The following is a 22,379-nucleotide window of genomic DNA, read 5'->3' on the forward strand; positions in this document are numbered from 1 at the left end:
CTCAGGCAGGCCGGGCGCGGGCGGCGCGGCGGCGCTGCATGCGCAGGATGACGGCCAAGGTGGTGCAGATGACCAGGAAGGAGACGGCGGTGGTGAGCGTGCCGATGGCGAAGAGGGTCGGCGAGGTGGAGCTCGAGATCAGCGCATAGATCTCGAGCGGCAAGGTGTTGCGGTTGCCGGCGACCAGGGTGGTGCGGGCGTATTCGTCGTAGCTGAGGGTGAAGGCGCCCATGCCGACGCCGATGATGCCCGGCATCAGGATGGGCAGCGTCACCCAGCGCAGCCGCTGCCAGGCGGAGGCGCCGAGGTCGGTCGCCGCTTCCTCATAGGCGCGGTTGAAGCGGTTGAAGACGGCGAACATGGCAAACAGGCCGAAGGGCAGCGTCCAGGTGAGCTGCGCCGCGAGCGCCGAGGTGAAGAGGTCCGGCGTCCAGTCGAACAGCTTGAAGCCGAGGCCGATGCCGAAGCCAACCAGCAGGCTCGGCATGACCAGGCTGGCGACCGCCAGGTAGAACAGCGCGCCGGAGCCCGGGAAGCGCCGGCGGAAGCCGAGGCCGGCCGAGACGGTGACCAACACGGTCACCAGGCTGACGATGCTGGCGAGCGCGATGGAACGGCCGAAGGCCACCGGGATATTGGCCATCTGGCCCGGCTTCAGGATCTCGGCAAACCAATAGGTACTGGTCCCGACCATGGGGAAGGTGACGCCGCCGTCCGGCCCCTGGAAGGACAGCAGGTAGATGACGACCATCGGCCCGTAGAGGAAGACCAGGAAAACCGTCATCAGCGTCGCCAGGGCATAGAAGGGCCAGGGCCGCCTCTCCCGCGGGTCGCCCGCGCGGCTGCCGCCGGCCATCACCGCACCAGCTCCTTCCGCACATCGACCACCCGCATCATGCCGCCCACCATGATGGCGACGAAGAGCACCAGGATCATTGCGCTGGCGGCGGCGGGCGGGTACTGCATCGCCTGGATCTCGGTGGCGAGCTGGGAGACGATGGAGGCGCTTTGGCCGCCGCTCATCGCCTTCACCACGAAGAAGTCGCCCATCACCTGGGTGAAGACCAGGATCGAGCCGAGCGCGATGCCGGTCTTCGACAGCGGGATCACGATATCGACCATGGTGCGCCAGCGGCTGGCCCCGGCATCCCGCGCCGCCTCCAGCAATGCTGGGTCGATCTTCGCCAGTGAATTGGCGATGGGTCCGATCATCAGCAGGGTGAAGAGGTGGATGTAGGTGACGCAGACCGCGAAGGGCGAGAAGAGCAGGAAGTCCAGGGGCCGGTCGATCAGGTGGACCCCCTGCAGCATCTGGTTGAAGGCGCCGTTGCGGCCAAGGAAGGGGATCCAGGCGATGGTGCGGATGATGCCCGAGGTCCAGAAGGGAATCGCGCAGGCCAGGAACAGCACCGTCCGCATCATCCGGCTGCGGACGTGGAAGACCAGGAAATAGGCGATATTGAAGCCGAGGAAGAGGGTGATGGCCCAGACGATGAAGGCGAATTGCAGCGAGCTGAGATAGACCCTGAGCGTCGCGGGCGACGTCAGGATCTCCCGGTAATTGTCCAGCAGGAAGTCCGGATAGATGCCGACGCGGTCGTAGTCGTAGAAGCTGACCACGAGGAAGATCAGCGTCGGCAGCGCGAAGAAGGTGATCAGGATGATCGCCAGCGGGCTGACCTGCAGCCAGGAGACCGCCTGCGCCGACAGCCGCCACCGCCGCCGTCCCCGGCTGCGCGGGGCGATCGAGACCGCGTCCTGGCCCGCGTCCATCAGGCCACCTGCAGCACGGAATCGCGGCACCGCATCAGCGGCATGACCCGGGTGCCGAATTGCTCCATGCCGATGACGAAGTCGTCGAAGGTCATCATCACCCCGGCGACGCCGGGCACCGCCGCCATCTCGTCCAGCATGCGCGCCACTTTGGCATAGGAGCCGCAGAGCACGCCCTGGTTGGTCGGCAGCTTGTTCTCGGTGAGGGTGCGGCGGCGGTTCGGGCCGGCGAAGGGGTCCTTGCTCGGGTCGTCGCCGGACTGGCTGTCGCGCCAGGCGATCGCCTCGTGGTCGGTGCCGTCGACGTAGTGCTGCCACTTGGCCTCGGCCGCGGCGTCGGTCTCGTCGGCAATGATCATGGTCAGCACCAGCGCGCCGCATTTGCGGCCGGTGATCGCGGTCGCCTGCACCAGCCGGGCGACGCTGGGCGCCACCGCGGTGGGCGTGTTGAAGCCGTAGGCGGCGCAGAAATTATAGTCGGCGTGCTCGGCGGCGTAGCGGGTGCCGGCGTCGCTCTGCGCGGCGCAGATGATGGGGATGGGCCGCTCCGGCATCGGCAGCAGCCGGCAGTCGTCCATCTGGAAGAAGTCGCCCTGGTGGTTGGAGACGCCGGTCGACCAGAGCTCCTTCATCACCTGGACGTATTCGGTGCAGTAGTCGTAGCGCCGCGCGTAATGCGAGGCGCCGGGCCAGAGGCCCATCTGGCTGTATTCGGCGCGCTGCCAGCCGGTGATGAGGTTCACCCCGAAGCGGCCATGACTGATGCTGTCGATGGTCACCGCCATCCGGGCTGCAACGGCGGGCGGGATGGTCAGCACGGCGCAGGTGGCGAAGAGCTGGATGCGCTTGGTCACCGCCGCCAGCCCCGCCATTAGGGTGAAGCTCTCGAGGTTGTAGTCCCAGAAGCCGCTCGGGCCGCCGAAGCCGCGCAGCTTGATCATCGAGAGGGCGAAGTCGAAGCCGAAGCGCTCCGCCTTCTCGACGATCGTGCGGTTGAGGTCGAAGCTCGGCTTGTACTGCGGCGAGGTGGTCGAGATCAGCCAGCCGTTGTTGCCGATGGGGATGAAGACACCGAGTTGCATGGCACGCTCCTACGAGGTGATGAACTCGTTCCATTTCCGGGTGAGGTAGCGGTCCTCGTCCATCACCGAGTTCCAGACGGCGACATTGCCCATGCGGGTGTCGAAGCTGCCGCCGTCGCGGACCTCGCCGGGCTTGATGGCGGGCTTGCCGAAGGGGTCGGGCAGCTGCTCGGCGGCGGGCTTGCCGTCGTACCAATAGTCCCACTCGGCGGGGGTCAGGAACTTCTTCACGTTCTCCGGCTGCGCCGAATAGTAGCCCTGCCGCGCGATCACCGCGCCCTGGAAGCCCGAGCCGTACCAGTTGGCGTATTCGATGGCGCAGTCGCGCTTCAGCCCGGTGAGGTGCTTCATCATGCTGAGCACGTAGCCCCAGCCGCGATAGCCCTCCTTCAGCGGCTGAAAGGTGCAGGCGATGCCGCGGGTGCGCACCGCCGAGACCGCCGGCGACCACATCGACTGGATGACGACCTCGCCCGAGGCCATCAGGTTCACCGATTGGTCGAAGGTGGTCCAGAACGAGCGGAACTGGCCGCTGCGCTTGACCTCCATCATGATCGCCATGGTGCGGTCGATCTCGGCCCGGGTCATGTTGCCCTTGTTGCCGTAGGTCACGCCGCCGCGCGCCTCGACCGCCATGGCCACGTCGATGGTGCCGATTGTCGGCTGATCCTGCAGCGCGGCGCGGCCCTTGAAGACCGGGTCGAGCAGGTCGGCCCAGCTGGTCACCGGCCGGCCGGTCAGGTCGGGGCGGATGCCGAGGGTATCGGCATTGGTGACGGCCGGGATGCCGTGCAGCCACTCGCTCTCGCCGTTGACGAAGCTCTTGCCCTCGGCATCCGCCGCGTAGAGCACGCCGAAGGGCGCGATGCCCTGCGGCGAGGCGACGCGGCCATCCGGATACCTGCCCTTGGTGAACAGCGGGATCGACTTGTCGTAGTTCGACAGCTTCGCCCGCGGCATGGCCTGCAGCACGTTGCGGCCGACCAGATACTTCAGGAAGGGCAGGCTGACGTCGGCGACGTCGATCGCCGAGGACTGCGACAGGAAGCGGTTCAGCAGGTCGGCATTCTCGCTGGCCTGCATCCGCACGGTGAAGCCGAGATCCTTCGTCGCCTGGTCGGCGATGAGCCCGATCGCCGTCACCGGCGGACCGGCGTGCTGGATCACGATGTCCTTGATGTTCTGCGCCCAGAGGGTGGGGAAGCCGGTGAGCGCGCCGGAGCCGGCGGTGGCCCCGAGGGCGGCCTGCAACACGGTGCGCCGCGAACGGCCGGGGGCCTGCGGTCCATCGGTCGGCTTCGACATCGTGCCTCCTGTTCGGTTGCGGCGACCGGGATTCCCGCGGGTGGCGACGTACCGGTGGCCTGGATTGGGCCCGATCCAGGCGACGGACCGGATGTCCAAGCCTAGCCCGCAGCCGATGGATGGCGGGCCGGTAAAATTGCATTCGAAAACAGCGTTTCGTGCTGGCCGCTCTTAATTTGAATATTTTTTAATCAAATAGGTGGAAAAATGCGCTTTTTAGGTGCTTCCCGTGCAAGTCGATCGCTGAATAAGGCTGCTTCCCGGGGGGTGTCGGCACATCCTTGCCACGCTCTGGAAACCTAGCATTGCCGCCGTCACCCCTACGGCCGTGGTCCCGAAGCCAAAACCCGCATGGATTGCGGTACCTGCGTGCCCAACGGCGCAATGGCTGGCCGATCTCGACCACTTCGGCGCAGGACAGGTCGGGCCTCGCGCTGAATCGGCCGCAAAACCCCGGCGCTTCCAGCGAGCTGGAGATCAGCGTCGCCCAGGCCGCATCCCGGCCGGGGACAGCCGCGAGCCGGGATTTGTCCTCGGGCCTGGGCGCAGGCGGGGCGTCAATCCACCGTCGCGCCGGAGATCCGCACGGCCTCGGCCCATTTTTCGATCTCGCGGCGGGTGAAGGCCGTGAAAGCCTCGGGCGAGGTGCCGCCATCCGGCCGCAGGCCGGGCAGCATGGCGCCCAGCTCGAGCAGGCGCGCGCGGTAGCCCGGCTCCTTGGTGACCGCGTCGATCGCGTCGCCCAGCAAAGCCACGATCGGCGTCGGCGTCCGCACCGGGGCCTGGATGCCGAACCAGGAGGTCGCCTCGAAGCCCGGCAGGCCGCTTTCGGCGACTGTCGGAACCTCCGGCAGCGCCGCCGAGCGGGTGGCGGTGGTGACCGCGAGGGGCCGCAGGCGGCCGTCCCGGATATGGCCGATGCAGGAGGGCATGTTGTCGCAGCCGGCATCCAGCCGGCCGGCCATCGCCTCGACCAGCATCGGCCCGGCCCCGCGGAACGGCACATGCGTCACCGCGATGCTGCTGCGGACCTTCAGCAGTTCCATCGACATGTGCAGGCTGCCGCCGCTCCCGGCGCTGCCGTAGTTCAGCGCGCCGGGCCTTGCCCTTGCCATGGCGATGAAGTCCTGCAGCGTGTTGGCGGGCGAGCCGGGATGGACGAAGATCACGTTCGGCACCTGCATCAGCAGGCCGACCTCGGCGAAATCTTCCGGTTTCACCGGCATGCGCGGACCAAAGAGCGTGTAGTTGATGGCGGCGTTGGCGATGTTGGTGACGTAGAGGGTGTAGCCGTCGGGCTCCGACCGGGCGACCGCCTCGGCGGCAATGTTGCCGGTCGCCCCGGGTCGGTTCTCGACCAGGAACGGCTGGCCGAGGCGCGCCGTCAGGCGCTCGGCGATCAGCCGCCCGGCGATGTCGGTGGTGCCGGCGGGCGAATAGCCGACCAGCAAGCGCACCGGCCGGGCCGGCCATGTCTGGGCGCGGGCGGCGCCGGGCGCCCAGGAGGCGAGAAGAACCGGTGCGAGCAGTTGGCGGCGGGACGGCAGCATCGTTTCCTGTGTCCTTCTTCCTTGCGGGTGCCCCGATCGGCCTGGCCAGCACCAAGCCTAGCCTTCGCATCGCGCCGGCGAAATCGGCAGCATAGCCGGACATGGCTTTTCCGGCTGGGTCCAGGGCCGCGCGTCAGGCGCGCGGAGCGGATGCCCGGGCCGACCAGGATGGCCGAGCGGGGCGCCGGCTCGGCGCCGGTCGCCGCGCCACCAGCAGGGTGCTGCCTCCTCGTTCCTGCTCCGCTCAGGCGTTTCCGCCGCGCCTTGGCCCGAGCCGTCCCCGCCCGGTCCCGCCGAACCCTCTGCCGCTCGGGGGCGGCCGGCGCCCGCCTCGCCGCTGCTGGCTTGGTGGGCCGGGCGAACCGCGCCTGAGCCATGTCGCGCGGTATCTCGTCACCGCCGCCTTCACGCCTTCGTGGGCGTCGCAGACGACGAGCGTCACGCCGCGGCGGGTGCGGACGAAGTCGAGTCAGAAAGGCTCCGCCCCCGAACCGCCGACCGCCATGCCGAGGACCCCGCGTCGGCTGCCGCGTTCGCCGCCTCGTCCGCGGCCTTCAACGCTTCGCCTTCGCCTGCCTCATGCTCGATCAGGCCGCCCTGGTGCTTGGTCCCTGGCAGCCTCCGGGCCCAGAAAGGAATGCGGCCGCCCGCCGTCCCCGGCAGGCAGCCGATTCCTCGTGCCGCGACGGACCTAGCGCGCGCCGTAATAGTAATGCCGCGGCTGGTGCCGCCAGGAATGCCGCGGCGGGGGCGGCGCATAGCGGTGCCAGTGGTGGCGCGGCGGCGCGTAGTGCGGCCGGTAGCCGTGCCGTTCGTAATGGACCGGCGTGGCGGCCTGAGCCAGGTCCGCAGCCGGCCCGGCATGGTAGGGCGCCGCGGCGGCGGGGGCGGCGCTGCCGCCCGCCGAGAGCAGGCCGAGGCCGAGGGCGGCGGCGAGGAGAAGGCTACGCATCATGTCCTCCTGAGGGGATGTCCGAGGCAGCAGGATGCCCTTCCGCTCGAGGCGCGATCGTGGCCGGATTGCCGCCGCCGCGGGGCAGGATGTAACGCCAGGTGAGCGCTAGGCCGCGGCCCTGCCGGCGCCGGCCGGTCCCCAGGACTTGAGCACCGGCAGCACCTCCTTGGCAAAGAGCCGCAGGCCGCGCTCGGCGACCTCGAAGGGGGTGCCGCCGAAGCGGAAGGCGACGTTGAGCGCGAAGTCGCCGATCGCCTGCCGCCGGGCTTCCAGGCCGCGCAGGATCCGGTCCGGCGTGCCCCAGCTCGCCGCCTGCATGAAGCCGGCGACGGCGCCCTCGAGACCGCTTTGCCGGGCGATCTCGGCCTTCTGCTGGTAGGAATCGTAGCCCTTCACCGTTTGGAAATGCTCGCCGAGGAATTCGTAGTGGTGGAAGTTGCTCTCGACGAATTTGCCCTGGTACTGCCGCGCCTCGCGCTCGGTCGCGGCGAGGTCGCTGCCGCAGACGCAGAACTCGGTCAGCATGACCGGCGGCGGCTCGGTGCCGTGGTACTGCCGGTGCAGCGCCCGCCCGCGCTCGATCACCGGCGCCCGCAGCTCCCAGGGCCGGTCGGCGAACATGACCATGTGGGCACCGAGCCTGGCGGCCGAGGTCACCGAATCCTCGCTCGATGCGACGGCATAGATACGCCCGTCGAAGCTGCGCTGCGGCCGCGGCCGCAGCTCGACCCGCGGCTGCCTGTAGAATTTGCCGTCGCCTTCCATGAAGCCGGTCCTCAGCGCCTCGATGATCATCGGCGCCGCCTCGTCGAAGCGTTCCCGCGATTCATCCATGCTGAGGCGGAAGGCGGCGAATTCGCGCCGCGCCAGGCCGCGGCCCATGCCGAGGCGGAAGCGGCCCTTGCTGAGCAGGTCGAGCACCGCGGCATTCTCGGCGACGCGCAGCGAGTCGTGCCAGGGCAGGATGACCGCCGCGGTGCCGACGTCGATATCGGGGCAGAGCGCGGCGAGGTGGGTCATCAGCTGGATGTTGTCGGGCACGAAGGAGTAGTCGTTGAAGTGGTGCTCGGCCGACCAGAGGCAGTCGAAGCCGGACTCGGCGGCGATCCGCGCCAGCCGGATCTCCTCGTCCCAGACGCGGCTGTCGGAGCAGCCGTCCCAGCCGTAGCTGGCGAACACCATCATCATGCCGACGTCCATGGTGCGCTCCCCTGTGTTCTGCTTGGCTCGCGGCGTCGAGGCCGGGCAGGCGAAGGCTAGATCGCATCCCGGCCGGCTTCAACAACTCCGGCGGCGCGGCCAAACCTCCGGATGCGGCCGCAGCCTCCGGCTCGCACCGCGATTGAGCGCCGCCGCGGCCTGCGCCCAGCTGACCCCAATGTGTTGCGAATCCCCTGGCCAGGCGGCCGCGTTCCGTCTCCGGCATGTTGCACTTGAACCGGTTCAGGCGACAATGCGCCGACCAGGACCGCCCGCGAGACCGGCGCCGGAACCCAGGCAGGCCTGCGCCTCCGATGTCCCTGCCGACGAGCTGAGAGTGCCGATGTGACCAGCGCCGACTCCCCTGCCGCGGGCGATGCCAGACCCGATCTCGACGCCTGCGACAACGAGCCCATCCGCATCCCGGGAGCGATCCAGCCGCATGGGGTGCTGATCGCGCTGTCGCAGCCCGACTTCCTGGTCGTGGCGGCGAGCGCCAACCTCGGCGATGTCGCCGTGGTTGCCGCCGCCGCGGTGACCGGGCAGCCCGCGGCCGTGCTGCTCGACACGGAGACGCTGGAGCATCTGGGCACCCTGCTGCGCCGGGGCGATGCCGACGGCAGCGGCACCCTGCTTCCCCTGCGCTTCCTGGCCGATGCCGCCGGCCGCCTGCACCGCGCCTGGATGCACCGCCACGACGGGCTCGTCATCCTCGAGATCGAGATCGCCGGCGAAGCCGGACCGCCGGCCGGGATCGCCGGCGGCCTGTTCCTCGCGCTCTCCTCGGCGATCGAGCGCCTGCAGGCGGCGACCGACCCGGATGCCCTCTGGGCCCAGGCGGTGCGGGAGATCCGCCGCTTCACCGGCTTCGACCGCGTCAAGCTCTACCGCTTCCAGCCGGACTGGAGCGGCGAGGTCGTCGCCGAGGATCGCGCCGAGCACATGCCCGGCTTCCTCGGGCTGAACTTCCCGGCCTCCGACATCCCGGCGCAGGCGCGGGCGCTCTATGCGGTCAACCCGACCCGGATCATCCCCGACGTCGGCTATGCCGCCGTCCCCCTGCTGCTCGGGCCCGAGCGAGCCGGCCGGCCGGTCGACCTCAGCTTCGCGCAGCTTCGCAGCGTCTCCCCGGTGCATCTCGAATACCTGCGTAACATGGGGGTCGCCGCCTCCATGTCGGTCTCGGTGCTGCGCGGCGGCGAGCTCTGGGGGCTGATCGCCTGCCACCACGACCGGCCGCTGCACGTCACCGCCGAACGCCGGCAGGCCTGCCGGTTGCTGGCCCAGGTGCTGGCCTGGCAGCTCGCGGTCGCCGAGGAGGCCGCGGTGGCCCGCCACAGCGCCGAGGTCCGGGCGCTGCAGGCCCGGGTGCTGGAAGAGACGGCCCGCGGCCACGACCACCGCCAGGCCATCCTGCGCCATGCCAACGAGCTGCTCGCCCTGATGCAGGCCTCCGGCTTCGCCCTGGTCACCCCGGACGCGGTGACCCTGATCGGCGCGACGCCGGACGAGGCGGCGACCCGGGACCTCGCCCTCTGGCTGGCGGGGCGGGAGGACGCCGCGGCCAGCTTCGAGACCGACCGGCTGGGCGTGTTCTACCCGCCCGCCCAGGCCTTTGCCGCGCTGGCGAGCGGCGTCCTGGCGGTGCCGCTGTCCCGCCCGCCGCGGCAGATGATGATCTGGTTCCGGCCCGAGGTGGCGCAGACCGTCACCTGGGGCGGCGATCCGCGCAAGCCGGTCGAGCCCGCCCCGGACGGCGCCGACCGCCTGACCCCGCGGCGGTCCTTCGCCGCCTGGAAGGAGACCGTCGCCGGCCGCTCGCGGCCTTGGCAGCCGCATGAGCTGGTCGCGGCCGGGGAGCTGCGCGACCTGGTGCTCGACGTGCTGGTGCGGCGGGCCGAGGAGCTGGAGCAGATCAACATCCAGCTCGCCCGCAGCAACGAGGAGCTGGAGGCCTTCACCTATGTCGTCTCGCACGACATCCGGGAGCCCCTGCGGCAGATCGAGACCTTCGCCAGCATGCTGGAGCGCGTCGTGGGCGGCGGGACCGCCGCGCCGGGCGGCCGCATCGGCCGCTGGGTCGAGGGCATCGAGGCCTCGTCCCGCCGGCTGCGCACGCTGATCGACGACCTGACCGAATTCTCCCGGCTCGGCCGGCATGCCCAGCCGATGGCGCCGGTCGCGCTGGGGGAGGTGCTGGTGGAGGCCGAGAGCGATCTCGCCCAGGCCATCGCCGAGGCCGGCGCGGCCGTGGTCCTGGCCGCCGACCAGCCTGTCCTGCTCTGCGACCGCGGCCAGATCCGCCAGGTGCTGCAGAACCTTCTCTCCAACGCGATCAAGTATCGCCACCCCGGCCGGGCGCCGCGGATCGTCGTCGCGCTGGCGCCGGAGCCGGCCGAGGTCCCGCCGCGCCGCCGCCCGATGCTGCGGGTGAGCGTGACCGACAACGGCATCGGCTTCGACCCTCGCTACGCCGCCCGCATCTTCGAGCCCTTCCAGCGCCTGCACGGCGCCGACCGCTATCCCGGCAGCGGCATCGGGCTGGCGATCTGCCGCAAGATCGTCGATCGCCACGGCGGTGTCATCGGCGCCGAGGGCCGGCCGGGCGAGGGGGCGACCTTCTGGTTCACCCTGCCCGCCGCGCCGGGGGGGCTGCCATGATGCTGGCCCTCCCCGGCCAGGAGCCGGCGCTGCCCGTGGTGCTGCTCGCCGAGGACAGCGCGCACGACCGGCTGATCCTCGAGGAGGTCTTCCAGGAGGCGGGCATCGCCGCCCAGCTCCGCTTCGTCGAGGATGGCGAGGAGCTGCTGGACTACCTCAAGCAGCGCGGCGCCTATGCCGCCGGGGCGAGCGTGGCGCCCTGGCCCGCCGTGGTGCTGCTCGACATCAACATGCCGAAGGTGAACGGGCACGAGGCGGTCCGCGCCATTCGCGCCGACCCCCTGCTGCGGGACCTGCCGGTGGTGGCGCTCTCGACCTCCGACAGCCCGAAGCAGATCGCCCTGGCCTATTCGCTCGGGGTGAATTCCTTCCTCACCAAGCCGGCCCGCTTCGCCAGCTTCGTCGAGCTCATGCGGATGTTCGGCAACTACTGGCTGCAGGGCGTGCGGCTGCCGCCGCAGCGCTCCTGAGGCCGCGCCGCCGCCGTCAGTCCTCGCGTTGCAGGAAGAGCCAGTACCCGCCCCCGGCGGCCGATTGCGCCCGCACCCGCAACCCGCGCTCCGCGTCGGCGAAATCGCCGGTCCAGCCGAATTCGAGGTCGAGCCTGCCGGCCGCCAGGGCCTTGTCGATGCGGCCGCGGAAGGCCGGCGTGTCCATGCAGGACGCCACGGCGGAGAAGAAATGCAGCCCGAGGCGCGGCCGGTCGCCGGAGCCCGACAGCCGCCGCTCCGCCGCGCTGTAGAGCTGCACCACCCCATAGGCATCCACGCGGATCGCGCCGAAGGGCAGGGCATCCAGGGCCGCGGGCGGCAGGGCTTCCACCCGCGCCGCCAGCTTGGGGTCGTCGAAGTCGGGCAGGGACGGCGCGCTCATGGCTGGTCTCCCGGGGCCGCGGCCAGCTCGGTGAAGAGGGCGACCCCGAAAACCTGGGTGACCTGCTCGCCGCCATCGGCCGCCAGCGGCAGCAGCAGCCGCTCGAACAGCACCGGCTGGCCGCTGTCGAGGGCGAAGCGGGCGTAGTCGTAGTAGGCGCCGCGGCCGGTCACGCAGCGCTGGTAGGCGGCGCCATCGGCCTCGCCGAAGACCGAGGCGAGGGCGTCGTCCGCCGGCTGGCCGGTGCCGACGATCGCGCCGGCGAGGGGGCGGCCCAGGCGTTCCTCCAGCGCGCGGCCGGCGGTGCGGAAGCGGAAGCGCCCGTCCTCGAGCACGTCGAGCAGATAGGCGTTGTCCGGCACTTCCGCCGGCAGGTCCGCACCCGCCATGGCGGCAGGGGGCGGCAGGGCGCCGCCGCCGCGCAGCGCCAGCCAGCGCAGGTAGGTCTGCCGCAGCGCCGGGCGCCGCAGCCGGCCGATCAGCCGGTCGCCCGCCGGGCCGTTGCCGGGCGCCGCGGCGCGCTGCGGGGTGCGGCCGAGCCCGGCCAGGATTGCCCGGGCCAGCGCCGCCTCGGTGAAGGGCTTCGACAGCACGGGCGTGTCGCCCAGCAAGGCGCCGTGGCCGTAGCCGGTGATGAACAGCACCGGCAGGGCGGGCCGCTCGGCGCGCAGCCGGGTGGCGAGAATATGCCCATGCGCCCCGGGCATCACGATATCGGTGACCAGCATGTCGACGGCGTCTCCTGTGTGGGCCAGTACCTCGGCGGCTTCGGCACTCGCGGCTTCGATCACGCGGTAGCCGAGTTCGCGCAGGAAGCCGCCGGTGACCGGCCGCACCCCGTCGTCGTCGTCGACCACCAGCAGGGTGGCATTGCCGTGCAGGGAGGGATCGGCGACCGCCTCCCCGGGGTCATGCGCCCGGTCCGGCACCTCGCCGGACAGGACGTCGGCGCGCGGCAGGAAGAGCTCGACCGTGGTGCCCTCCCCGGGCGCGCTGCGCAGCCGGAGCGCGCCGCCCGACTGCGCCGCGAAGCCATGCGCCGAGGCCAGGCCGAGCCCGGTCCCCTTGCCCGGCGGCTTGGTGGTGAAGAAGGGCTCCGCCGCCCGGCGCAGCGTCTCGGCGTCCATGCCGATGCCGGTATCCGTCACCGCGATCAGCACATGGCCCCGGTTCGCGGCCAGCCCCGCCGGCAGGTCCGCCACCGCGACCTGGCGCACGCCGAAGGTCAGCCGGCCGCCCGAGGGCATGGCGTCGCGCGCGTTGGCCGCGAGGTTCAGCAGCGCCGTCTCCAGCCGGACCGGGTCGGTGATGACGGGCCAGGGCTCCGCCTCCACCTCGAAGCTGCAGCGCACGCGCGAGCCGGCGGTCTGGCAGATCAGCTCCTCGGCCTCCCGCAGCAGCATGCCCGGGTCGACGCGGCGCGGCCGCAGCTCCTCCTTCCGGGCGAAGGCCATCAGCTGGGCGATGAGCCGCCGGCCGCGCTCGGAGGCGTCGAGGCCGTGGCGGACCAGGTCGCGCGCCGCCGGATTGTCCCCGATCCGCCGCTCGAGCAGCCGGTAGCCGCCCTGGATGGCGGCGAGGATGTTGTTGAAGTCGTGCGCCACGCCGCCGGTGAGCTGGCCGAGCGCCTCCAGCTTCTGCGACTGCAGCAGGCTGTTCTGGATGGACTCGCGCCGCTGCATCTCGGCGGTCAGCTCGGCCGCGGCCTGGGCGAGGGCGCGGGTGCGTTCGGCGATGCGCTCCTCCAGCCGGTCGCGGTCCTCGCGCAGGGCTGCCTCGGCGCGCTTCTGCTGGTCGATGTCGAAGACGACGCCGCGCAGCGCGACCGCGGCGCCGTCCGGCCCGATCTCCACCCGGCCGACGTTGCGGCGCCAGGCCAGCGCCCCGGGCAGCCCGACCCGGTATTCCACCGCGTAGTCCGAGCGCGCCGCCAGGGCATCGGCGATCGCCGCTTCCCATCGCGGCAGGTCCGCGGGGAAGATCGCCGCGGTCAGCGCATCCCAGTCGAGCGGCATCGCCGGCGGCAGGCCATAGAGGCTGCGGCAGCGTGGCGTGGCGTCCAGCACCCCGGTCCGCAGGTTCCAGCTCCAGCCGCCGAGCTCGGCCGCCTCCACCGCCAGGCGCAGCTGGTCCTCCGCCTCGGTCCGGGCGATCTCGGCCGCGCGCCAGTCGTGCACGTCCGTGCAGGTGCCGATCCAGCGCAGGATCTGGCCCGCGGCATCCCGCTCCGCCACGCAGCGCACCAGGAACCAGCGCCAGGCGCCGTCCCGCCGGCGGATCCGCACCTCGATCGCATGCGGCGCGCCGGTGGCGATCGAGTGCTGCCAGGCGGCGGCGACGCGCCGGATGTCGTCCGGATGCACCACCGCGGTCCAGGCATGGCCGGCCAGCGCCTCGGCCGGCAGGCCGACGTAGTCCTGGAAGACGGTATTGGTGAAGATGTTGCTGCCGCCCCCGGCGTCGGTCACGAAGACGAAGGCCGGCAGGGCATCGGCCAGGCCGCGGAACCGCGCCTCGCTCTCGGCCAGGGCGCATTGCGCCTGCCATCGCTCGGAGATCTCGAGGAAGGAGACGCCGAAGCGGCGACCCCCCAGCGGGAAGGCATGCACCTCGAAGCGCCGGCCGAGCGCGGCCACCGGCATCTCGAAATGCAGCGCCGTGCCGTTCCGGACGACCGCGTCATAGGCCTCGATCCAGGCCGGCTCGATGTCCGGGATGACCTCGGTCATCCGCCGGCCGAGCGCGGCGGCGGCGGGGATGCCGGTCATCCGCTCCCAGCCGTCGCCGTTGATCTCGAGATAGCGGATGTCCACCGCCCGGCCCGCGGCATCCTCGACCAGCTCGCAGAGCACGACGCCCTCGTGCAGGTTCTCCAGCAGCCCGCGCCAGCGCGCCTCGCCCTCCGCCCGCGCCGCCAGCGCCTGCCGGTCGGCGGTGACGTCGCGGATGACGCAGGCGAGGCCGACCGGCCGGCCGGCCGGGTCCCGTAGCGCCGAGGCGAGGTGCCGGGTTTCGATCACGGCCCCGGTCCCGGCCTGGACCAGGCGCATGTCGCCCTCCCAGACCCCCGCCTCGAGCAGGCGGGGGATCGCCACCGTCCGCAGCAGGGCCTGCGAGGCCGGGGCCAGGTGATCGGCGAGGACCAGGCTGCCGGCCGCGGTCCCCGGCGCGACCCCGAGCATCCGCCGCCCCGCCGGATTGAGGTAGGTGAGCCGGCCCTCCAGCGTCGCCAGGCCGATGAGGTCCGGGCTGCCCTCCGCCAGCTGCAGCAGGTCGCGCCGGGTCTGCTCCTGGGTGTACCGGTCGGTGACGTTGAAGCTGATGCCGCGGATCTGCGTCGGCGCGCCGTCGCCGCCCGCCGAGGCCTCGCCCCGCGCCCGGATCCAGCGCAGCCCGCCATCCGGCAGCACCACCCGGAAGGTGGCGTCGAAGCCGCCGCCGGCCTCGGCCAGCCGCCGGTGGCCGGCGGCGAAGGCCGCCCGGTCGTCCGGATGGACCCGGGCGAGCAGGGTCGGGAAGTCGCAGCGGGCTTCGGGCGGCAGGCCCCAGAGGCTGCGGAAGGCGTCGGAGACGCGGGCCTCGCCCCCCGCCCCCGTCCCCGGCGCCTCGACCTCGAAGATCGCCAGCCCGCCCGCCTCGGCGCCGCGGCGCAGCAGGCCTTCGCTCTCGGTCAGCGCGCTCTCCAGCGCCTTGCGGTCGGTGATGTCGAGGTCGATGCCGACGACCCGCAGCGGCTGTCCCGCCGCGTCCCGCAGCACGGTGCCGCGGGCCAGTACCCAGCGCCGCGAGCCATCCGCGCGCCGCATGCGGAATTCGGCCTCGTAGGCCGCATCCTCGCCCGCCAGGGCGCGGCCCAGCGCGGCCTCGACCCGGGGCAGGTCGGCCGGGTCGACCAGCGCGCGGAAGCGGTCGACGTTGCCGCCGAAGCCGCCCGGCGGCAGGCCGCAGGCGGCCTCCAGCCCATCCGACCACTCGACCCGGCCGCTGCGCAGGTCCCAGTCCCAGAAGAACATCCGCGCCGCGCCGATGGCGAGGCGCAGCTGCTCGTTCACCCCGGCAAGCCGCACCTCGGCCCGGCGGCGCTCGGTCAGGTCGACGACATAGCCGGCGGCCTGGCCGGTGGCGCGGTCGACCAGCGCGAAGGCGACCAGCACCGGCACCCGGGTGCCGTCGGCGTGCAGGAACTCCTTCTCGTAGGGGGCGCAGCGGCCATGGGCGACGGCCTCGGCGATCGCCGCCTCGTCGCGCGGCAGCCATTCCGGCGGGGTCAGTTCGTCCCAGCGCACCTCGCCCCGGGCGAGGGCGAGGCGGCTCAGGCCGAGCAGGCCGAGGAAGGCGTCGTTGGCCTGGCGCACGCGGCCGCCGGTATCCGAGAAGACCATGCCGATGGGGCAGGCCCGCAGCAGGCCGCGCAGCTCCGCCTCGCGCATCGCGAGGTCGCTGCCGCTCCGGTCGGGGGTCCCGGCCTGGGCGGCCGCCCCCGGCAGGGCCGGTGGGGCGGACGCCGCCGCGGAGGCGGGGCCCGCGGCCCGGGCGCGCCCGAGGCGGCCCGCCGCCCACCAGCCGAGCAGGGCGGTCAGCGTGCCGGCGACCAGGCCCAGGACCAGGATGCGGTCCCGCAACGCCCTGGCCGGCGCCAGAACGGCGGCGGCGTCCTGGCGCACCACGACGCTCCAGCCGAGGCCCGGGAAGTCGCGGTAGCCCTGCGTCCTCGCCCGGCCGACCACCGGGTCCGCCTCCGTCCCGGCCTCCGCCGCGTCGCCGAGGCCCGGTGGCGGAGCCGGCCCCTGGACCGGCCAGCCGTTGGGCCCGAGCAGGACCGTCGCGTGGCGGTCGAGGATGAACCCATGCACCCCCGGCATGCGCAGGCGCATCCCGTCGAGGATGCCGCGCTTCAGCTCTGCCATCCGGTCGAGGGACATCCAGGCGACGACGACGCCGGCCCGGGCCGCATCCGCCTCGCGCACCGGCGCGGTGAAAGCCTCGCGCACCGGCGCGGTGAAAGCCTCGCGCACCGGCGCGGCGAAGGCGACGAACCGCGTCGGCAGGTCCGGCCCGGGGTCGGCCACCTCGGCGATCTGCGCCACCGCATGCGCCTCGCCCGCATAGGGCCCGAGGCGCCCGGCAAGGACGTAGTCCTGCTGCGACAGGTCGAGGCCTTCCGGCAGCCCGCCGCTGCTGGCGACGAGGCCGCCCTCCGGGGCGACGAGGCCGAATTCGGCGAAGGCCGGGAAGGTCTCCGGCAGGCGGCCCAGCCATGCGCGGCGCGCCGCCGCCGGGGCTGGGGGATCGCGGAGCGGGTCGAGCGCGGCGATGGCCTGGATGTCGCGCCAGCGCTGGAAGAGTTCCCGGTCGAGCGCCGCCGCCAGGCTGCGGGCGACCTCGGTCAGGTGGGCGCCGGACTGGAGCCGCAGGGCAGCGGTCGCGTCGCGCTGGGCCAGCAGGGCGGCCATGGCGCCGGTCGCCAGGACGCAGGCGCCGAGCAGCATCGCCAGGCGCAGGCGCGGCCGATCGATCCCGGGACGCGAACTTCCGGAGGAGGCTGCATCATCATCGGTTTTTAGTTGTTTTAACGCAACGAAACCGGCGCCATCCCGCCTGCCCGCCTCTGTCATCGCCGCGACGACCCTCGCTGCCGGTCACGCCACCCACAGCAATCGCTGTCGGATGCCTGGCCAGTTGGGTCAGCCGTGCTGCATCCGTGCAATAAAATTCGGCGTCATGAGCCTGCGATGTGCCGGTGAGATAGATGCGGCGCGGAGGAATGGGGTGGGGATGGTGCCCAGGCGCGACACCCAGTGGCCCTTCCGGGCCGATGCAGGCTGGCACAGCAGGAGTGAAGTCTCGCCTCGTAAGCTTGCTCTCGGATGTCGTCGCGGGACAGGTCGATTCAGGCTGGCGCGCTCCAGATGTGGGCGATGCTCCACAACGGAGCCCCTACTCGTATGAAGCGCAGCGGTAAGACCCTGGACGTGAAACCCTCGACGCGCTGAAGCCACGCACGATGCCTTATCGAGTACACGATGGTGGCGGGCTGTTGGTCGCGGTCCGCGCTTGAGGGGCCAAGGTGTGGCTCTGCCGGCTGACGGGCGGCGCCTGTTGCAGGACGCCGGGGCGCCGCCCGCAGCCCTGAGGCACAGCTCACTCTGCGAGCCGCTTCAATGATGCAGCTTGCCCGATGTCTTCGCCGCATGGGCCGCGATCGCATCCATCAGCGGCGGCGACAGGCAGTCATGGGGCTCCAGCCCGACTGGTCCGCCGCGCGCCGGGCTCGAAGGTCCAGGGCCGGTCGGCGACCAGCCGAAGGCCGAACTTCCGCAGCGCGCGACGCATTGCCGCAGCGTCGAGCACCGGGATGCGCGCGACGAACAGCAGGTCGGACAGCCACGGCGTCCCGGTCGCCTGGTCGAACAGCAGCAGGTCGTGGTCGGTATGCGCCGGCGGCTGCGCCACGACCTCCGGCACGCGCCCGCCCAGGTCGAGCGACAGGCGATCCTCCACCAGCCGGGCCGGCGCCAGGGGCGCGCTGCCGGCGGCGGCTTCGCCCATCTCGCGCATCAGCATGGCGCGGTAGAAGGCGTCGCGCCGCGCCAGGGCTTCGGTCAGCCGGACATGGCCGATGACCTCCGGCTGCAGGTCGGCAAAGGCCGCGGCCCCCATCGCATGATCCGGATGGACATGGGTGAGGATCAGGTGGCGGACGGGCAACGGCGTCGTCGCGGCGATCGCCTGCTGCAGCCGCATCCCACGCGCATGGCTCCCGCCGGGGTCGATCACCGCGACCGCCCGGGTCCTGGCGATGAAGCCGGTATTGGCGATGGCATCGAGGTTGGCGGCGGAGGTATCCGCCTGCACCCCAGGCAGCACGAAGATCCCTGGCGCTACCCTGACCTTGTCGCCCGGCCCATCCCATGGCCCGGCCGCCGCCAGCAGCGTCAGGCCTGCCACGGCACGCAGCACCGCGCGGCGGGCGGCATGGCCGCTGCCCGCCGCGCGATGCGGTTCAGACCGTCGCGCTGGCGGAGCTGTTGATTTCGAGGCCGAGGCAGACCTCGACGCAGAGCGGCTTCTTCCAGGCCATTGTCGACTCCCTTGCAGGGCGGACGGGATGTCGCGCCCCGGCCCGGCGGCAAGAATTCAATCCGCTATCAACCGCGTCAATGCCGACGCCGTTGCTCACGGCAATCGTGACGTCGCCGATTCGGTCACGCCCGCTCCACCCGCGCCGCGCAGTATTTGAACTCGGGGATCTTGCCGTAGGGGTCGAGCTGCGGATTGGTCAGCAGGTTCGCCGCCGCCTCGCGGAAGGCGAAGGGCATGAAGACCATCCCCTCCGGCAGGCCCGGATCGGCGCGCGCCGCCAGCTCGATGGCGCCGCGCCGCGTCACCAGCCGCAGCCGGTCGCCGGGCGCCAGGCCGAGCCGCTGCAGCTCCGCCGGCGCCAGCGAGGCGGCCGCCTCCGGCTCGAGCGCGTCGAGCGCCGCGGCCCGCCGCGTCATGGCGCCGGTATGCCAGTGCTCCAACTGCCGGCCCGTGGTCAGCACGAAGGGATAGGCCGCATCCGGCATCTCCGCCGGGTCGACCAGGCCGGCCGGGACCAGCCGGGCGCGGCCGCTCGCGGTGGGGAAGCCGTCGCCGAAGACGATCTCCTCGCCGGGGGCGTCGGGGGCGTGGCAGGGAGTGGTCACAGAATGCTCGCGGGCCAGCCGTTCCCAGGTGATGTTGGCCAGGCTCGGCATCGCCTGCGCCATCTCGGCGAAGACCGCCTGCGGCGAGGCCGCCGGCCAGGGCAGGCCGAGCCGCTGCGCCAGGTCGACGATGATGGCCAGGTCCTGCCGCGCCGCGCCCGGCAGCGGCAGCGCGGCGCGGCCCATCTGCACCTGCCGGTTGGTATTGGTCACCGTGCCGTCCTTCTCCGGCCAGGCGGAGGCCGGCAGCACCACATCGGCCAGGGCCGCCGTCTCGGTCAGGAAGATGTCCTGCACCACCAGATGGGCGAGCCCGGCGAGCGCCTGGCGCGCATGCGTCACGTCCGGGTCCGACATCGCCGGGTTCTCGCCCATGACATAGAGGCCACGGATCCCGCCCTGTTCCATCGCCTGCATGATCTCGACCACCGTCAGCCCGGGGCGCGGATCCAGCGTGGCGCCCCATAGCGCCTCCAGCATCGCCCGGTTGGTGTCCTGGCCGACCGGATGGTAGTCCGGGAACATCATCGGGATCAGCCCGGCGTCCGAGGCGCCCTGGACATTGTTCTGCCCGCGCAGCGGATGCAGTCCGGTCCCCGGCCGCCCGACCTGGCCGCACAGCAGCGCCAGCGCGATCAGGCAGCGGCTGTTGTCGGTGCCGTGCACGGACTGGCTGATCCCCATGCCCCAAAGGATCATCGCGGTCCGCGCCCCGGCGAACAGCCGCGCGACCCGGCGCAGTTGGTCCGCGGATACGCCGCAGACCGGCGCCATCGCCGCCGGGTCGTAGGCCACGAGATGCGCGCGCAGCGCGGCGAAATCCTCGGTCTGCGCAGCGACGTACTGCCGGTCGTAGAGCTCCTCCGCGACGATGGTGTGCAGGATGGCGTTCAGCAGGGCGACGTCGCGGCCGGGCGTGAAGCGCACCACCTCCGCCGCGTGGCGGTCGAGGCCGTTGCCGCGCGGGTCCATCACCACCAGCTTCGCGCCGCGCGCCGCCGCCTCCTTCAGGAAGGTGGCGGCCACCGGATGGTTCTCGGTCGGCCGGGCACCGATGACGACGATGACCTCGGCTTCCACCGCCGCGGTGAAGGGCGCGGTGACGGCGCCGCTGCCGATGCCCTCGAGCAGCGCCGCGACCGAGGCCGCATGGCAGAGCCGGGTGCAGTGGTCGACGTTGTTGGTGCCGAAGCCGGTGCGCACCAGCTTCTGGAACAGGTAGGCTTCCTCGTTCGACCCCTTGGCCGAGCCGAAGCCGGCCAGCGCCTGCGGCCCGGTTCCGTCGCGGATGCGGGCGAAGCCGTCGGCCGCGAGCGCCATCGCCTCCTCCCAGCTCGCCGTGCGGAACTTCGCCCGGGCCCGGCCCGGGTCGAGGCAATCGGCCGGGTCCTTGGCCGCGCCGGCGATGCGGATCAGCGGCACGTCCAGCCGGTCCGGATGGCGCACGTAGTCGAAGCCGAAGCGGCCCTTCACGCAGAGCCGGCCCTGGTTGGACGGCCCCTCGCGGCCGGTCACCTCCACGATCCGGTCGTCCCGGACATGGTAGTCGAGCTGGCAGCCGACGCCGCAGTATGGGCAGACGCTGGCGACGGTCCGCTCGCCGGCCGCGGCCACCCGCAGGCCGTCCGCGCCGGCCACGGATTTCGCCAGCAGCGCGCCGGTCGGGCAGGCCTCGACGCATTCGCCGCAGCCGACGCAGGTCGAATCGCCCATCGGCCGCCCCGCATCGAAGACCGGCAGCGCCGCCATGCCGCGCTGCGCCAGGCCGATGACGTCGTTGTGCTGCACCTCGCGGCAGGCGCGCTCGCACAGGCCGCACTGGATGCAGGCATCGAGCTGCACCAGCATCGCCGGATGGCTGGCATCCGCGGCCGGCCGGCGTGCCTCCGGCGCGAAGCGGGAGGTGGTGAGGCCGAGGTGCCGCGACCAGCGGGCGAAGCCGCCGGTCGCATCGCGGGCCGCCGCGCCGGGCTGGTCGGCGAGCAGCAGCTCGAACACCATCCGCCGCGCCTGGCGGGCGCGTTCGGAGGCGCTTTCCACCACCATGCCCGCCACCGGCTTGCGGATGCAGGAGGCCGCCAGAACGCGTTCGCCCTTCACCTCGACCAGGCAGGCGCGGCAGTTGCCGTCCGGCCGGTAGCCGGGCCGGTCGAGGTGGCAGAGATGCGGGATCTCGACGCCCGCGCGCCGCGCCACGCTCCAGATCGTCTCGCCCGGCGCGGCCTCGACCCCGGTGCCGTCCAGCGTGAAGCGGATGCTCATGGCAGGGCCTCCGGCGGGAAGTGCCGCAGCAGCGACAGCACGGGGTTCAGCGCGGCCTGGCCGAGGCCGCAGATCGAGCCATCGGCCATGGCCCGCGCCAGGTCCTGCAGCAGCGCCCGGTCCCAGACCGGCGCCTCCAGCAGCCCCCGCGCCTTGACCGTGCCGACCCGGCAGGGCGTGCACTGGCCGCAGCTTTCATCAGCGAAGAAGCGCACGAGGTTGCGGGCCACCGCCGCGAGGTCGTCCCACTCGGACAGCACCACCACCGCGCCGGAGCCGATGAAGCAGCCCACGGCGTCGAGCGAGCCGAAATCGAGCGGCAGGTCGGCCATCGAGGCCGGCAGGATGCCGCCCGAGGCGCCGCCCGGCAGGTAGGCCGCGAGCCGGTGCCCGGGCGCCATGCCGCCGCAGAATTCCTCGACCAGTTCGCGCAGCGTGATGCCGGCCGGCGCCAGCTTCTCGCCCGGGTGCGCGACCCGGCCGGAGACCGAGAAGAACCGGGTGCCGACGCCGCCGCGGCGGCCCTCCGCGGCATAGCGCGCGGCGCCGTCGGGGGTGCCGAGGATGCTCGGCAGGAACCACAGCGTCTCGACGTTGTGGATCAGCGTCGGCCGCCCGAACAGCCCGTGCTCGCCGGGGAAGGGCGGCTTGTGCCGGGGATAGCCGCGCCGCCCCTCGAGGCTTTCCAGCAGCGCCGTCTCCTCGCCGCAGATATAGGCCCCGGCGCCGCGGCGCAGGATGACCGGGATCCCGGCCAGGCCCGCGGCGGCGAGGGCGGCGATCTCCCGCTGCAGCACGTGGCGGAGCTGCGGGTACTCGTCGCGCAGGTAGATCCAGCAGTCGGCGGCGCCGACCGCATGGGCGGCGAGCAGCATGCCCTCCAGCACCCGATGCGGGTCGGTCTCCAGGCAGTAGCGGTCCTTGAAGGTGCCGGGCTCGCCCTCGTCGGCGTTGACCACCACCGAGCGCGGTCCCGGCTGCGCCGCGACCAGCCGCCACTTGCGCGCGGTGGGGAAGCCGGCGCCGCCGC

Annotated in this window: 14 protein-coding genes; 2 read left to right on the top strand and 12 right to left on the bottom strand. The window is 72.3% G+C overall.

Annotated features, from left to right (window positions below; all coding sequences use genetic code 11):
* Nucleotide 1 precedes the first annotated feature (1 nt).
* The 7 genes from QWZ14_RS18670 to QWZ14_RS18705 all read right to left on the bottom strand — a co-directional run bounded on the left by QWZ14_RS18670 (nucleotide 2) and on the right by QWZ14_RS18705 (nucleotide 7,865).
* On the bottom strand, nucleotides 2-856 hold the full coding sequence (locus tag QWZ14_RS18670; RefSeq protein WP_290318322.1) for an ABC transporter permease: 855 nt from the start codon (nucleotides 854-856) through the stop codon (nucleotides 2-4).
* Entirely contained in the window at nucleotides 856-1,773 is a 918-nt protein-coding gene (locus QWZ14_RS18675; RefSeq protein ID WP_290318323.1) for an ABC transporter permease, read from the bottom strand. The genes QWZ14_RS18670 and QWZ14_RS18675 overlap by 1 nt, the downstream gene beginning before the upstream one ends.
* On the bottom strand, nucleotides 1,773-2,855 hold the full coding sequence (rutA, locus tag QWZ14_RS18680; protein ID WP_290318324.1) for a pyrimidine utilization protein A: 1,083 nt from the start codon (nucleotides 2,853-2,855) through the stop codon (nucleotides 1,773-1,775). The genes QWZ14_RS18675 and rutA overlap by 1 nt, the downstream gene beginning before the upstream one ends.
* A gap of 9 nt (nucleotides 2,856-2,864) precedes the next feature.
* Nucleotides 2,865-4,160, bottom strand: coding sequence for an ABC transporter substrate-binding protein (locus QWZ14_RS18685; protein WP_290318325.1), 1,296 nt, complete (start codon nucleotides 4,158-4,160; stop codon nucleotides 2,865-2,867).
* A gap of 557 nt (nucleotides 4,161-4,717) precedes the next feature.
* Nucleotides 4,718-5,710: a Bug family tripartite tricarboxylate transporter substrate binding protein gene (locus QWZ14_RS18690; protein ID WP_290318326.1), complete on the bottom strand. Its 993-nt coding sequence runs from the start codon at nucleotides 5,708-5,710 to the stop codon at nucleotides 4,718-4,720.
* 691 nt (nucleotides 5,711-6,401) lie between these two features.
* On the bottom strand, nucleotides 6,402-6,662 hold the full coding sequence (locus QWZ14_RS18700; RefSeq protein WP_290318327.1) for a hypothetical protein: 261 nt from the start codon (nucleotides 6,660-6,662) through the stop codon (nucleotides 6,402-6,404).
* Between the two features lie 108 nt (nucleotides 6,663-6,770).
* Nucleotides 6,771-7,865: an LLM class flavin-dependent oxidoreductase gene (locus QWZ14_RS18705; protein WP_290318328.1), complete on the bottom strand. Its 1,095-nt coding sequence runs from the start codon at nucleotides 7,863-7,865 to the stop codon at nucleotides 6,771-6,773.
* A gap of 345 nt (nucleotides 7,866-8,210) precedes the next feature.
* On the opposite strand from QWZ14_RS18705, the gene QWZ14_RS18710 reads away from it, so the two are divergent.
* The gene (locus QWZ14_RS18710) at nucleotides 8,211-10,526 is read left to right on the top strand and encodes an ATP-binding protein (protein WP_290318329.1); all 2,316 of its coding nucleotides are present in this window, start codon (nucleotides 8,211-8,213) and stop codon (nucleotides 10,524-10,526) included.
* Nucleotides 10,523-10,996, top strand: a complete 474-nt coding sequence (locus QWZ14_RS18715; RefSeq protein WP_290318330.1) for a response regulator — start codon at nucleotides 10,523-10,525, stop codon at nucleotides 10,994-10,996. Before QWZ14_RS18710 ends, QWZ14_RS18715 begins: the two co-directional genes overlap by 4 nt.
* Before the next feature lie 16 nt (nucleotides 10,997-11,012).
* Here the strand turns inward: QWZ14_RS18715 and QWZ14_RS18720 are convergent, their stop codons facing one another.
* The 5 genes from QWZ14_RS18720 to QWZ14_RS18740 form a co-directional block, all read right to left on the bottom strand.
* Nucleotides 11,013-11,399: a hypothetical protein gene (locus QWZ14_RS18720; RefSeq protein WP_290318331.1), complete on the bottom strand. Its 387-nt coding sequence runs from the start codon at nucleotides 11,397-11,399 to the stop codon at nucleotides 11,013-11,015.
* Nucleotides 11,396-16,888, bottom strand: coding sequence for a PAS domain-containing protein (locus QWZ14_RS18725; protein ID WP_290318332.1), 5,493 nt, complete (start codon nucleotides 16,886-16,888; stop codon nucleotides 11,396-11,398). Before QWZ14_RS18725 ends, QWZ14_RS18720 begins: the two co-directional genes overlap by 4 nt.
* A 742-nt stretch (nucleotides 16,889-17,630) precedes the next feature.
* On the bottom strand, nucleotides 17,631-18,347 hold the full coding sequence (locus tag QWZ14_RS18730) for an MBL fold metallo-hydrolase (RefSeq protein ID WP_290318333.1): 717 nt from the start codon (nucleotides 18,345-18,347) through the stop codon (nucleotides 17,631-17,633).
* 257 nt (nucleotides 18,348-18,604) lie between these two features.
* Nucleotides 18,605-21,349: a formate dehydrogenase subunit alpha gene (gene fdhF, locus QWZ14_RS18735; RefSeq protein ID WP_290318334.1), complete on the bottom strand. Its 2,745-nt coding sequence runs from the start codon at nucleotides 21,347-21,349 to the stop codon at nucleotides 18,605-18,607.
* A partial coding sequence (locus QWZ14_RS18740; RefSeq protein ID WP_290318335.1) for a complex I 51 kDa subunit family protein occupies nucleotides 21,346-22,379 on the bottom strand: 1,034 nt, incomplete at its 5' end. The genes fdhF and QWZ14_RS18740, both read right to left, overlap by 4 nt.

Source organism: Paeniroseomonas aquatica (genome assembly GCF_030409335.1).
GTDB lineage: Bacteria > Pseudomonadota > Alphaproteobacteria > Acetobacterales > Acetobacteraceae > Belnapia > Belnapia aquatica.

Coding starts and splice junctions, on each gene's coding strand:
- QWZ14_RS18670 (WP_290318322.1), bottom strand. CDS start 856: ATGGCCGGCGGCAGCCGCGCGGGCGACCCGCGGGAGAGGCGGCCCTGG.
- QWZ14_RS18675 (WP_290318323.1), bottom strand. CDS start 1,773: ATGGACGCGGGCCAGGACGCGGTCTCGATCGCCCCGCGCAGCCGGGGA.
- rutA (WP_290318324.1), bottom strand. CDS start 2,855: ATGCAACTCGGTGTCTTCATCCCCATCGGCAACAACGGCTGGCTGATC.
- QWZ14_RS18685 (WP_290318325.1), bottom strand. CDS start 4,160: ATGTCGAAGCCGACCGATGGACCGCAGGCCCCCGGCCGTTCGCGGCGC.
- QWZ14_RS18690 (WP_290318326.1), bottom strand. CDS start 5,710: ATGCTGCCGTCCCGCCGCCAACTGCTCGCACCGGTTCTTCTCGCCTCC.
- QWZ14_RS18700 (WP_290318327.1), bottom strand. CDS start 6,662: ATGCGTAGCCTTCTCCTCGCCGCCGCCCTCGGCCTCGGCCTGCTCTCG.
- QWZ14_RS18705 (WP_290318328.1), bottom strand. CDS start 7,865: ATGGACGTCGGCATGATGATGGTGTTCGCCAGCTACGGCTGGGACGGC.
- QWZ14_RS18715 (WP_290318330.1), top strand. CDS start 10,523: ATGATGCTGGCCCTCCCCGGCCAGGAGCCGGCGCTGCCCGTGGTGCTG.
- QWZ14_RS18720 (WP_290318331.1), bottom strand. CDS start 11,399: ATGAGCGCGCCGTCCCTGCCCGACTTCGACGACCCCAAGCTGGCGGCG.
- QWZ14_RS18725 (WP_290318332.1), bottom strand. CDS start 16,888: ATGCTGCTCGGCGCCTGCGTCCTGGCGACCGGCGCCATGGCCGCCCTG.
- fdhF (WP_290318334.1), bottom strand. CDS start 21,349: ATGAGCATCCGCTTCACGCTGGACGGCACCGGGGTCGAGGCCGCGCCG.